We start from the raw sequence: 11,953 nt of genomic DNA, 5'->3' as shown, positions 1-11,953 counted from the left end.
CAGTGCGCGCGCGGGAGCGCGAGTCGAGGTGACCGGGCTTACCGTCGATATCGACGGCGCCACCATCATCGACGACGTGGGCTTGATCGCCGCGCCCGGACAGGTGACCGCGCTCGTCGGACCCAACGGTTCGGGCAAATCCACACTGCTGCGGGCCGTCTATCGGGCGTGCCGTCCGGCGTCCGGGGTGGCACTGATCGACGGCCGCGATGTGTGGCGCTCCTCGGCCAGGGAAATGGCCAGGATCCGTGCCGTGGTGACCCAGCACCAGGGCGCCGCAGCGGATTTCACCGTCGGTGAGATCGTGGCGATGGGCCGGTCGCCGCACAAGAAGTATCTGCAACTGGACTCCCGCCGCGACCGCGGGATCGTCCTCACGGCCATGCGCCGCGTCGGCGTGGACACTTTCGCCGACCGGCCGTTCACCGGTCTGTCGGGCGGGGAGCGCCAGCGGGTGCTGCTGGCCCGCGCGCTGGCGCAGCAGGCGCCGGTGATCCTGCTCGACGAGCCGACCAATCATCTCGATATCCATGCCCAGCTCGCCCTGCTGCGGTTGTTGCGCGAGCTGGACGCCACGATCGTGCTGGCCCTGCACGACATCGGGCAGGCACTGGCCTACGCCGATCACGTGGTGGTGCTCGCGGGCGGCCGGGTAGCAGCGGCGGGTGAACCGGCGGTGACCCTGACCCCCGGGCTGCTGCTCGAGGTCTTCGGGGTGCGCGCGCAGATCTCGGCGAATCCGCTCACCGGGCGACCGCAGGTCGCGCTCGCGCTGCCGGAGGAGATCGATTCCGGCGCAGCGGATATCGTGCGCTCGACCAGCGCCCGGTGAGCCGCGGTACAGCATTCGCCGGTGCGGACGGGAACCACAGTGCGCCACGGTCCGACTTGTCCGGTGAGTCGGTCGACAGAGGGTACCGACCCGATCTGAGGACATTCCGATGCCTACTGGCGGCCACTGGTACAGCGGACACAACCGCGGCAGGCGAACAGCGGCGGAGAGCTCCCGTGGCGGACCACGGATCTCCGTTGTCGTCGGGCCGGAACCGATCGCGATTGCCGACGTACTGGGCGCACCCACCGCAGCTTCCGCGGTGCCGCCGGCACGGTGGCGTGAGCTGGCCGCAGCCTGCGGTGAGCTCCCGCCGCCGCCCCGGGCCGCGGTCCTTCGCTGGTGTGATATCCAGTTGGCCGGTTTCGATCACGACTGGATCTCCGACCACTCGGTACCCGTACCCGCTCGTTCGGCGTCGGAGGTGGCCGGGCTGCTCGGACTCACCCTCGGATGAGTCCGGTACCGGGGCGCGGTGAACAGCCACCACTTCCCAGGTGCCCACCGGGTGTCGTCAGGCCGCAGAGTCCCGGGCCGGGCTTCCGGTGCCCGGCCGCCGCGGACCGGACACCGCGACCTCGGTGTCCAGATCGGCGGGGCGGTGCCCCCGTACAGCGTCCCGCCGCACCGCCACGGTCAGCGTCAGCAATACCACCGAACCCAGCGCCACCGGCGAATGCGAGACCAGCCGCTGCGCGGTCACCCGGTCCTGGAACCAGTCCGTGACCACGAAACCGCCGAGGACCACCACGAAAACACTCACCACCGGCAGCAGTGCCGACGCCGCGCGCGGACGCCACGCGGCGACCAGGAATCCGGTACCCGATGCCAGCGTCCAGGCCGTGCTCTCATTGAGCAGGTGCGCCGCCGGACCCACCGCGTGTCCGCCGTGTGCCACGGTCATCCCGAAATCCACGCCCCCGAGCTGCGCCGCCGCGACGGCGAGTTGCGCGGCGCCCGCGCAGGCCAGCAGCACCCGGTGTACCCGGAAACGGATATCCGGCCACCGCCGCCGTGACGCGGGCGCTGCCGCGAGGATGCGGTCGGTCAGATCGGGAAGCGGGGGTACCGGGGTGAGCCGGTTCTGCCGTGCGAGTCCGGTCGCTGCCGCCTCCCATCGTCGGCAGTCGGGGCATTGCGTGAGATGTTCGTCGAGCCGGGCAGCGGGTACCGGCCCGGCTTCGCCGTCGAGCCGAGCGGACAGCGATTCCCGTGCCACCGAGCATTCCACGCGGCGATTCTCGCACCACCGCGGCGCACACTGTCATCGGGATCACCACGACCCGCGGGAACCGGACGGCCGCTGTATCCGACTGCTCGACCGTGCCGAACCCATCGATCACCCGTGCGTTGCCCGGCTCGTGCCGACCGTGTGGAACGGTGCGGTGATGCCGGTCCGACCCGATACCGTCGCGCCCGAGCAAACCACCCGCGTCCGCCTCACTGTCGAGGGGATGAGCTGCGCGGCCTGCGCCGCCCGCGTGGAACGCCGGCTCAACAAACTCGACGGTGTCACCGCGGCCGTCAACTACGCGACCGCTACGGCGACCGTCGATGCCGATCCGACGATCACTGCGGACCGGCTGTGCGTGGAGGTCACCGCCGCCGGATACGCCGCTGAACCGGCCGCCGCGGACCGCCCTGCTCTCGCCGGAACGGGCGCCGAGGACGCGGAGGTCGGCGATCTGCGGCGCCGATTGTTCGTCGCGCTGCTGGCGTTCTTTCCGCTGGCCGACCTGTCGGTGATGTTCGCGTTCATTCCCAGTGCCCGGTTCGACGGCTGGCAGGTCCTGCTCACCGCGCTGGCGCTGCCTGTGGTGCTGTGGGCGGCGGCACCGTTTCATCGGCGCGCCCTGGTCAACGCCCGGCATCGCGCCGCCAGTATGGACACCCTCGTCTCGGTCGGGGTGCTCGCCGCGACGCTGTGGTCGCTGCACACCATGTACCTCGCGCCCGCCCGCACCGAGACTCCGGCGGGCGTCTGGGCGGCGATCTGGTCCAGTGATTCGATCTACCTCGAGGTGGCCGCCGGGATCACCACCTTCGTCCTGGCCGGACGCTATTTCGAGGCCCGGGCCAAACGCGCCGCCGGTTCGGCGCTGCGCGCCCTGGCCGCGCTCGCCGCCCACGAGGTTACCGTCCTCACTCGGGACGGTCGCGAGATCACCGTGCCCACCGGCGAACTCGCCGCGGGCCAGCGGTTCGTCGTCCGGCCCGGTGAGACGCTCGCCGCCGACGGCACCGTGGTGGGCGGCGCCACCAGTCTCGACGTGAGCGCCATGACCGGCGAATCGGTTCCGGTGGAGGTTACCTCCGGTGCCGCCGTCGTCGGCGGTACCGTCTCGCTGACCGGGCGGATCATCGTCGAGGCCACCGCCGTCGGCCCGGATAGCGCGCTGTCGGGGATGATCCGGCTGGTCGACGAGGCGCAGCAGGGCAAAGCCCGGATCCAACGTATCGCCGACCGGGTGTCCGCGGTGTTCGTCCCGGTCGTCTTCCTCACCGCCGCCACGACATTCGCCGGATGGCTGCTGGCCGGCGGGGCGGCGGACCGCGCCGGCGCCGCGGCCATCGCGGTGCTGGTGGTGGCCTGCCCGTGCGCGCTGGGACTGGCCATCCCGACCGCGCTCATGGTCGCCTCGGGCCGCGGCGCCCGGGCCGGGATCTTCATCAAGGGACACCAGGCGCTGGAAGCCACCCGGGATGTGGACGTGGTCGTGTTCGACAAGACCGGCACCCTCACCCACGGCCTGATGCGCGTGGTCGCCGTCACCGGTCACGGAATCGACGACGGGGAAGCATTGCGGCTGGCGGGTGCGCTGGAGGCGGCATCCGAACATGCCGTCGCCGAGGCGATCGCCCAGGCCGCCCGCCGTGCGGGGCCGCTTCCGGAAGCCGAAACCTTCGAGGCGCTGGCGGGCCTCGGGGCGCGGGGACGAGTGCTCGGCCGGGAAGTTCTCGTGGGGCGGCCCCGGCTGATGACCGACCAGGGCCGCCTCGCGCCTCCCGAGCTCGCCGCCGAACTCGACCGGCACGTGCACGCCGGACACACCGCGGTATACGTGGCGGTGGACGAGTCCGTGGTCGCGGTGATCGCGGTGGCCGATACCGTCAAGGATTCGGCACCTGCCGCGCTCGCCCGGCTGCACCGGCTCGGCCTGCGCACCGTGATGCTCACCGGTGACAACGCGATCGCCGCGCGGTCGGTCGCCGCGGAGATCGGCGTGTCCGAGGTGCATGCCGATCTGCTTCCCCGGGACAAGGTCGCCCGGATCGCCGAACTGCGGGCGGCGGGACACCGGGTCGCCATGGTCGGCGACGGCATCAACGACGGCGCGGCGCTGGCCACCGCCGATCTCGGGCTCGCCATCGGATCCGGGACCGATGTCGCCATCGCCGCCGCCGATATGGTTCTGGTCCGGGCCGATCTGGACACCGTGCCCGACGCCATCGAGCTGGCACACGCGACGCTACGTACCATCCGGCTGAATCTGGTGTGGGCCTTCGGCTACAACGTCGTCGCCATCCCGGTGGCCGCGATGGGCTGGCTCAACCCGCTGATCGCCGGTGCCGCGATGGCCTTCTCGTCGTTCTTCGTCGTCACCAACAGTCTGCGCTTGCGCCGGCTGCGGCTGAGCTCACCGGCGTGAGCGGGCCAGTTCGGCCAGCATCGCGTTGTAGGCCGCCAGATCGGAATCGCCGTACGTATCGTCTTTGCGGTCGGTGCGTACGGCGGTCCGCCGGTCCTGGGCGACCCACTGGGTGAGCAGCGCACCGACCACGAGCAGTACCGGCACCTCACCGGACACCCACGCGATACCGCCCCCTTGATGCTGATCCGCCGGCAGATCGATCCCCCATGGCAGTTGCAGATTGCTGTAGAAACGCTCGCCGATCACCGTCGCCGTCGACATCACCACCACCCCGAAGAACGCGTGGAACGGCATGATCGCGAAGAGCATTCCGAGGCGGCCCAGATGCGGTAGTCGCCGAGGCCCGGGATCGACACCGACGATCGCCCAGTAGAACAGGTAGCCGACGATCAGGAAGTGCACGTTCATCAGCACGTGCCCCCAGTGATAGCTGATCAGGTTCTCGAACAGCGAGGTGAAGTACAGCCCGTACAGCGTCACCACGAACACGGGGATCGAGAAACCCGGATGCGCCAGGACAGCGCTCGGCCCGGAATGCAGAACCGCCAGCACCCCTTCGCGCAGCCCGCGCAGTTCCCCCCGGCCGGCGGGCGGCACCACCCGCAACAGCAGCGTCATCGGCGCGCCGAGCACCAGCAGTACCGGTACCACCATGTTCAACGTCATATGGGTGATCATGTGCAGGCTGAACATCGCGTACCCATAGGCCCCGATACCCGACGAGGTCGCCACGAGCAGCGTCAGGCAGCCCAGCACCCACGACAGTGTGCGCAAAGGTGGCCAGTGGTCACCACGGCGGCGTAGCCGCAGAACCCCCACCGTGTAGAGCACGATCCCGGCCAGCGCGACGCCGCCGAGCACGATATCGAAACGCCAGAAGGTCAGCAGCCGCAGCGCCGTCGGCGGATGCACGATATCGAATCCGATGAACGCCTCGTGCGCGGTGAACCGGCGTCCCGCGAAGGCCGGCGCCGGCCGGACCCCCGCGGCGGCGAGCAACGCCACGGCCACCAGTGCCACCGCCGCGGCCGCCGTGAACAACGCCGCGGCTCGCTGCCGCTGCCGTCCGGCCCACCACACCAGCAGGGTCAGGACTGTGCCCGACAGCACCGCCGCGAGAACGAGACGCCCATATCCGGTGGTGACCAGCCGATCCGGCGGAAGCAGCAGCGCGATCAGCAGTGCGCCGGTGAGGCCGCCGATTCCCAGGCACATACCGGTGAGGACCCGGACCCGGCGGATCACGGTGTCCCGGTAGGCGCCGCCCCGCCGCAGATGCGCACCCGCGCACCACAACAACCCGCAGCACACCGAGAGCGCGGGCTGGAACAGCAGTACCGCCCCGGTGGCGTAGTCGTGGCCGGGGCCTTCGCCCGCATTGCCGACGACGACCGGTGGCAGCACCCCGATCACGGCGAACAGCAGCGCCACCGCCGCACCGAGCCACGACAGCGACAGCCGCGCGATCAGTGCGACCCCGGCGGCGAGGACCGCGACGACCACCCACGCCTTGGGTTTCTCGCTCGCGTCCAGCAGTGGCCCCAGAGTGCCGTCGCGCAAGAGCTCCAGGGTTGTGGAGCCGCCGATATCCGCCGCTGTCACCGGGACCAGCGCGACCGCCGCCACCGCCCACACCGTGGCGGCGCGTTCGACCATCCGCAGCCCGGCGTACCCGTCCACCCCGATACGTCCACGGTCGGTGGTCTCGGTGCAGCACACGGTGTACACCAGCGCGCCGGTGGTGACTGCGCCGGCCGCCATGGCGAGCGCTCGGAGCAGGGTGGAGCAGAGTGCCTGGACGAGTCCCGGATACGCGGTACCGGCTGCGGCGTAGGGCATCTCCCCGGCCGATATCGCGGCACCGGCCACCGCGGTCACCGCGACAGCCGTCGCGCCGACCCACACCGTCCGCGCCGAGAGCATCCCGATATCCATCCCGTTTCTCCGGAGGTCCGTCGAGCGTTCGCCCGCCGCTGATCAGTAGTCGGCGTGGCCGGGTGGGTGGTTCCGTGATCGCGCAGAAGTGAGGCAGCTCTCGTATGCGACGTCGGCTGAGGGGTGGCGCATTTCCCGGCCGGCTACCCGAGATGGTCGTGTCCGCCCTCTCGCCGCGGCCGGATTCGATCGGTGTTCTCAGTAGCCTTTGGAGCGGAGGAAGTCCGCGACTGTGACGACGGCCTGTGGGTTGCGTGGGCTTTCGACCAGTGCGGCGTAGGGCAACGCGATGATGTTGTTCTCGCGGACAGCGGTCGTACCGGCCATCAGTGGTTGTGCGCGCAAATGGTCGATCTTCGCCTGCACCGAGTTCTCCGGGCCGGCGCCGTAGTCGACGATCACGATCGCCTGTGGATCCCGCTGTGCCGCGGCTTCCCATGAGGTCGTGGTCCACGAGTCGTTGAGATCGTCGAAGATATTGGTGCCACCGGCCTCACGGATGATTTGTGACGGCGCGGCGGTACGGCCCGAGGTGAACGGTTCCGGTGTCGCGCTGTCGAACAGAAAAACGCGGGCCGGTTCCTGTCCGGCAGGTGCGCCGTCCGCGGCTGCGGCGACCTGGTCACGGTATCGGGAGATAAGTTCGTCCGCCTCGTCGCGCACGCCGAATATCTCGCCGAGGTTGGTCAGGTCCGTATACAGGGCGTCGAGCGGTTCCATCACCCCGCGGCGCTTCGTTCCGGGTTGCCGGCAGGCCTCGGTCAACTGATAGGGCACCGCGCCGATCGAGCGCACCCAGTCCGGGGTGAGACCCGTGGACTCCTTGAACCCGTAGTTCCAGCCGGCGAAGACGAAATCGGGGGCCGCGGCCTGGACGACCTCGCGGGTGAAGGCGTCACCCAGCGGTGGAACGCGTTCGAAATCGGCCCGCCACGGCGAGGTGGCGATATCGCGTTCCTTGCCGGGATAGCTGGTGTAGCCGACCAGTCGATCCGCGAGGCCGAGGGCGAGCATCATCTCGGTGATCCCGGTGTCGTTGGTGACCACGCGCTCGGGAACGCCGTCGACGGTGAGCGGAGCGCCGCAGTTGGTGACCGTCACCGACTCGCCGCTCGCGTTCTTCGGGGCCTCCTGCACCTCGGCGCCGCACGCTGTCGTACCGAGTACGCACGCGACAGCGATCGCCGTGATCAGCCGGGATGATCTCATCTATTGTTCCTTCTCATCGAAGATGATCTGCGGGACGCCCAGCCTGGGGTGCATCACGATATGGCCGCCGATCGAGAACCAACGAGTGATCACCTCCGCGGTGATCACCTCACTCGGGTGGCCCGAACATACGAGCCGGCCCTTGTGCAGGACGAAGATCCGATCACAGTGCTGGGCGGCCAGGTTCAGGTCGTGTAGCGCCGCGACCACGGTGATGCCCAGACCTCGCGCCGCGGACAGCACGCTGAATTGGTGATGAACGTCGAGGTGATTGGTCGGCTCGTCCAGGACGAGCACTCGGGGCTGCTGGGCGAGCGCACGCGCGATCAGGACTCGTTGGCGTTCACCGCCGGAGAGCGATAGGAAGCCGCGCGTCGCGAGCTGACCGATATCGGCTGATTCCATCGCCGCGGAGCAGATCTCCCGGTCGCGTCGCTGTGTGCCGCGCAGCAGTGCGGTATGTGGCAGGCGTCCGGTGGCCACGACCTCGGCGGCGGTGAAATCGAACGGGGTGTTCGTATCCTGGGTCAGCGCCGCTACCTGACGGGCGTTCTCCCGCATGCTGATCGCCGAGATATTCGTCCCGTCGACCAGGACTCGTCCCGTCGCCGGTGACAGCGCCCGGTAGAGGCAGCGCAACAGGGTGGACTTACCGCTGCCGTTCGGGCCCACGACGCCGATGAACTGTCCCGGTTCGGCAGCCAGGGTCACCGACTCGAGGACCCTCGTGCCGTCGAACTCGACCGTGACGCTTTCGTAGTCGACGCGCATCAGCCGTGCTCCACCAGTGCGCCGCGGCGTCGCATCAACAGCACGAATACGGGGACTCCCACCGCCGCGGTGATGGCGCCAAGGGGTAATTCCTGCGGTGGGATGAGTGTCCGTGCCAACAGGTCCGCGGTCACCAGGAATACCGCGCCCAGCAGCGGTGTCACGATGGTGAGTCGCCGATGGTCGGCGCCCACCAGCAGCCTGGCGATATGGGGAACCACGAGTCCGACGAAGCCGATTGCCCCGCATATCGCGACGAAGCATCCGGTCATCGCGGCGGAGGCGACGAACAGGAACAGCCGGAAGCGGGAGGCGTTCATCCCGAGTGCGGCGCCGACCTCGTCGCCCATCGACAGTGCGTTGAGGTGTCGTGCATACACGGCGATGACCGTCAGTCCGGTCGCGGCCACGGCGGCGACCAGGGGAACCATCTGCCAGGTCGCTCCGGCCAAGCTCCCGAGCAGCCAGAACATCACCGAGCGGGCGGCATCTCCGTGCGGGGCGAGGAATACCAGCACCGTCGTCGCTGCGGAGAAGCCGTAGCCGATGGCGGTGCCGGTGAGGACCAGCCGCAGCGGTACCAGCCCGGCGGCCGACCGCGCCATCAGGTACACGAGCAGCGTGGCGCCGAGTGCCCCGGCGAAGGCCGCGGTGGAGAGTGCGTAGATGCCGAGCGCGCCGAAGGCTCCGAAGAGTACGACCGCGGTGGCGCCCACCGATGCTCCTGAGGAGATTCCGAGAACGTAGGGGTCGGCGAGCGCGTTTCGCACCATGGCCTGTACCAGCAGCCCGACCCCGCCGAGACCGGCCCCGACGAGCGCCGCCAACAACACCCGGGGCAGCCGGGAGTCGACGACGATCCGATAGTTCGCCACATCGCCGGCCGTCACGGTGCCGCCGGTGAGTTCGGCCCACAGGAACCACACGGTGTCACGCCAGGGGATATGTGCCGCGCCCAGTGCCAGCGCGAGGACGGAGACCACCGCAAGCGCCGCGATCAGGACAGGTACCAGCACGGCGACCGACAGCCGCCGCCTCTTGACAGTTCTCATCGGACCGGCGCTACCTTGCCGTCCCGCTCTGGGGTGCGCGAACGCATGCACGCGCCGCGCAGCTCATATCTGGTCAACCGCTCCCTCGGAGTCGACAGGGGACCGCGCCGTCGGCTCGGTCACGCGGGCAGGTCTTCGGGCTCGTGGACACGATGCCGGACGGCGTCACCTACTGACGGTCGCTTCCCGGGTTGTGCGCCCAGTGCTCATGACCGCGGTCGTTTCCACATACCGCTGCGGGGCAGCTCCGGATTCCCACCGGATTCCCTCTTACGAACCGCCCGTCACGGACGGGCGGTAACCAGCGCGCCGTCACCCTAGCAGCCGCTGGGGCCGTTCATCCTGCTGGCGGTCACCGGTCTGGTCTGGACGGTGGGTGCGTTCGTATTCCTGGCGCGGCGGATGCTGCCCGATTTCTGGTTCGAACGTGGTGTCGCCGATGTCGGTCAGGCGATGGGTGTGACTTCCACGGGTCTGATTCTGCTGCGGGTGGTCGACCCGGATCTGAAAACCCCTGCGTATCAGGCTTTCGGCTATAAGCAGCTGATCATGGAGCCGTTCTTCGGTGGTGGACTGGTGACTGCGGGCGTTATTCCGATCATCGCCAACTTCGGCGTCGGCTGGTTGCTCGCCGGGACGGTCGCGCTGTTCGTGGGCGCACTCGCCGCCGGCCTGTTGTACTTCGGTCGCCGCCCTATCGCCACTTCTACGTCGGAGCCGGCCACCGTCTCACCGTGACATTCGCGGTAGCGGCATGTCCCGGCGCCCGAAACAGGCGCCGGGACATAGTGCTTCGGGGTTTTCCCGGCCTCGTCGGTCCGTGTGTTCAGCAACTCGACGAAGCCCGGCCGGGTAGCCGTCGGCCGCGTGAGACCTCGACGTAGTTGCCGGTTCAATATGTCGACGTGCCACAGCGCGCCGTCGTCGCCTGACCCGGCACGCCGGCCATAAAGCCGGCTTCTGGCAGGCTGTACCTACGTAGCTGCTCGACGCGGTCGACGTGCCTTCCGGTGGCGTGGCGCACATGATGAAGCGGCCGGTTTCATCAGCGGGAGGTGGGGGGTTTGATCGTGCGGATGACAACGAGTGCGATCAGGAAGGCGAGTGCGGTGAAGCCGGTTCCTGCGGCGAATGCGGTGGCGATCCCGTGTGCCTGGACGTCGGGTGGCAGGTCGTTGCCCTCGGCACCGCCCATGTCACGAATCGCTGTGCCGAATGCTGTCACCAGTACGGCGAACCCGAGTGCGCCGCCGCCGATCCACTGCATGGTCTGTAGTGCTCCGGATGCGGCGCCCGTGTCCTGTGGTGCGACCCCGGACAGGATGGTGATCGTCAGCGGGACGGTGGTGAGGCCCACTCCGATACCGGCCAACAGTAGGGGGCCGAGCACCGCTGTCAGGTAGCCGCTGTCGGTGTGGAGTTGGGTGAGCCAGAGCATCGCTGCGGTCGCCAGGGCGGCGCCCGCGACCATTACCACCTTGGTGCCGAAACGCTGCACCAATCGTGGCACGGCATACACGGTCGCGAAGACTGCGACTGTCAGTGGCAGGAATGCGAGTCCGGTGCGCACCGGACTGTAGCCGCGGATGTCCCGCAGGAACTGCGTCATGAAATAGATGATGTCGAACAGGGTGGTCGGCACCAGTAGCATGTTGATATAGGCGCCGGCCCGGTTGCGGTCGGTGAACAACCGCAGCGGCAGGATCGGTTGTGCCGCGCGCGACTCGTTGACTACGAACACAGCGACCAACACCGCACCGGTGGCGCAGAATCCGATCGTTTGCGAGTCGGACCAGCCGTGGGCGGAGGCGCGGATGAATCCGTAGACCACAGCGCCGATGCCTGTGGTGCCCAGGAGAGCGCCGGGCATGTCGAAGCGGCCGGGACGGCGTTCGGTCTCATCGATGAACAGCAGTGCGAGTACGGCTATGGCCAATCCGATGGGTACGTTGATGAAGAACACCCATCGCCAGTTCGCGTAGTGGGTGAGGATGCCGCCGAGGATCAGTCCGGTGGCGAGGCTGACGCTGAACATCGCGGAGAATAGACCGAGCGCACGGTTGCGGCGTGGGCCCTCCGCGAAGTTCGTCGCGATCAGGGCGAGCACACTCGGCGCGGCGAAGGCCCCGCCCAAACCCTGCACGACTCGTGCCGCAATGAGCCAGGCGGGGCCGGTGGCCAGGCCGCCGGCGAGCGAAGCCACGGTGAATATGAGCACTCCGCCCACGAAGCAGACACGGCGGCCGAGGATGTCGCCGGCCCGGCCACCCAGCAGTAACAGGCCGCCGAAGGCGAGCGTATAGGCGTTGAATACCCAGGCAAGATCGGTAGTGGAGCAGTTCAGGTCGGCGCGGACGTCGGGCAGCGCGATATTGACGATAGTGACATCCAGCCCGATCATCAATTGGCACAGCAGGACAATGGCCAGGATGACGTTGGGGCGGTGTTTGCGTGCAGGCAGGTGGGCCGATTGCTCGGTCCGGGCATCGGTAGTTGCCACG

General features: G+C 68.8%; 10 protein-coding genes and 1 riboswitch. Of the genes, 4 read left to right on the top strand and 6 right to left on the bottom strand.

Annotated features, from left to right (window positions below; all coding sequences use genetic code 11):
- The first annotated feature begins 28 nt into the window (after positions 1-28).
- On the top strand, positions 29-832 hold the full coding sequence (locus tag OG405_RS15340) for an ABC transporter ATP-binding protein (RefSeq protein WP_327147178.1): 804 nt from the start codon (positions 29-31) through the stop codon (positions 830-832).
- A 109-nt stretch (positions 833-941) separates the two neighbouring features.
- Positions 942-1,289, top strand: coding sequence for a hypothetical protein (locus OG405_RS15335; protein WP_327147177.1), 348 nt, complete (start codon positions 942-944; stop codon positions 1,287-1,289).
- A 57-nt stretch (positions 1,290-1,346) separates the two neighbouring features.
- Here the strand turns inward: OG405_RS15335 and OG405_RS15330 are convergent, their stop codons facing one another.
- The gene (locus OG405_RS15330; protein ID WP_327147176.1) at positions 1,347-2,051 is read right to left on the bottom strand and encodes a zf-HC2 domain-containing protein; all 705 of its coding nucleotides are present in this window, start codon (positions 2,049-2,051) and stop codon (positions 1,347-1,349) included.
- Between the two features lie 169 nt (positions 2,052-2,220).
- On the opposite strand from OG405_RS15330, the gene OG405_RS15325 reads away from it, so the two are divergent.
- Positions 2,221-4,482 carry a heavy metal translocating P-type ATPase gene (locus OG405_RS15325; protein WP_327147175.1) on the top strand — a complete coding sequence of 754 codons (2,262 nt, stop codon included), beginning with the start codon at positions 2,221-2,223 and terminating at the stop codon, positions 4,480-4,482.
- On the opposite strand, the gene OG405_RS15320 is transcribed toward OG405_RS15325, so the two are convergent.
- The 4 genes from OG405_RS15320 to OG405_RS15305 form a co-directional block, all read right to left on the bottom strand.
- Positions 4,471-6,420, bottom strand: a complete 1,950-nt coding sequence (locus OG405_RS15320) for a cytochrome c oxidase assembly protein (protein ID WP_327147174.1) — start codon at positions 6,418-6,420, stop codon at positions 4,471-4,473. The genes OG405_RS15325 and OG405_RS15320 overlap by 12 nt on opposite strands.
- A 198-nt stretch (positions 6,421-6,618) precedes the next feature.
- The gene (locus OG405_RS15315) at positions 6,619-7,629 is read right to left on the bottom strand and encodes an ABC transporter substrate-binding protein (RefSeq protein ID WP_327147173.1); all 1,011 of its coding nucleotides are present in this window, start codon (positions 7,627-7,629) and stop codon (positions 6,619-6,621) included.
- The gene (locus OG405_RS15310) at positions 7,630-8,400 is read right to left on the bottom strand and encodes an ABC transporter ATP-binding protein (RefSeq protein ID WP_327147172.1); all 771 of its coding nucleotides are present in this window, start codon (positions 8,398-8,400) and stop codon (positions 7,630-7,632) included. It abuts the gene before it with no gap.
- The gene (locus OG405_RS15305) at positions 8,400-9,452 is read right to left on the bottom strand and encodes a FecCD family ABC transporter permease (RefSeq protein ID WP_327147171.1); all 1,053 of its coding nucleotides are present in this window, start codon (positions 9,450-9,452) and stop codon (positions 8,400-8,402) included. The genes OG405_RS15310 and OG405_RS15305 overlap by 1 nt, the downstream gene beginning before the upstream one ends.
- Before the next feature lie 109 nt (positions 9,453-9,561).
- Positions 9,562-9,773, bottom strand: a riboswitch (cobalamin riboswitch).
- 51 nt (positions 9,774-9,824) lie between these two features.
- Between OG405_RS15305 and OG405_RS15300 the strand changes: the two genes are divergently transcribed.
- Entirely contained in the window at positions 9,825-10,190 is a 366-nt protein-coding gene (locus OG405_RS15300) for a hypothetical protein (RefSeq protein WP_327147170.1), read from the top strand.
- A gap of 307 nt (positions 10,191-10,497) precedes the next feature.
- On the opposite strand, the gene OG405_RS15295 is transcribed toward OG405_RS15300, so the two are convergent.
- A complete protein-coding gene (locus OG405_RS15295; protein WP_327147169.1) occupies positions 10,498-11,952 on the bottom strand; it encodes an MFS transporter in 1,455 nt (484 codons plus the stop codon).
- Position 11,953 lies beyond the last annotated feature (1 nt).

Source organism: Nocardia sp. NBC_01329, from assembly GCF_035956715.1.
Classification (GTDB): domain Bacteria; phylum Actinomycetota; class Actinomycetes; order Mycobacteriales; family Mycobacteriaceae; genus Nocardia.
Note: the sequence above shows the minus strand (reverse complement) of the source record. Positions and strands in the feature narration are given on the sequence as shown.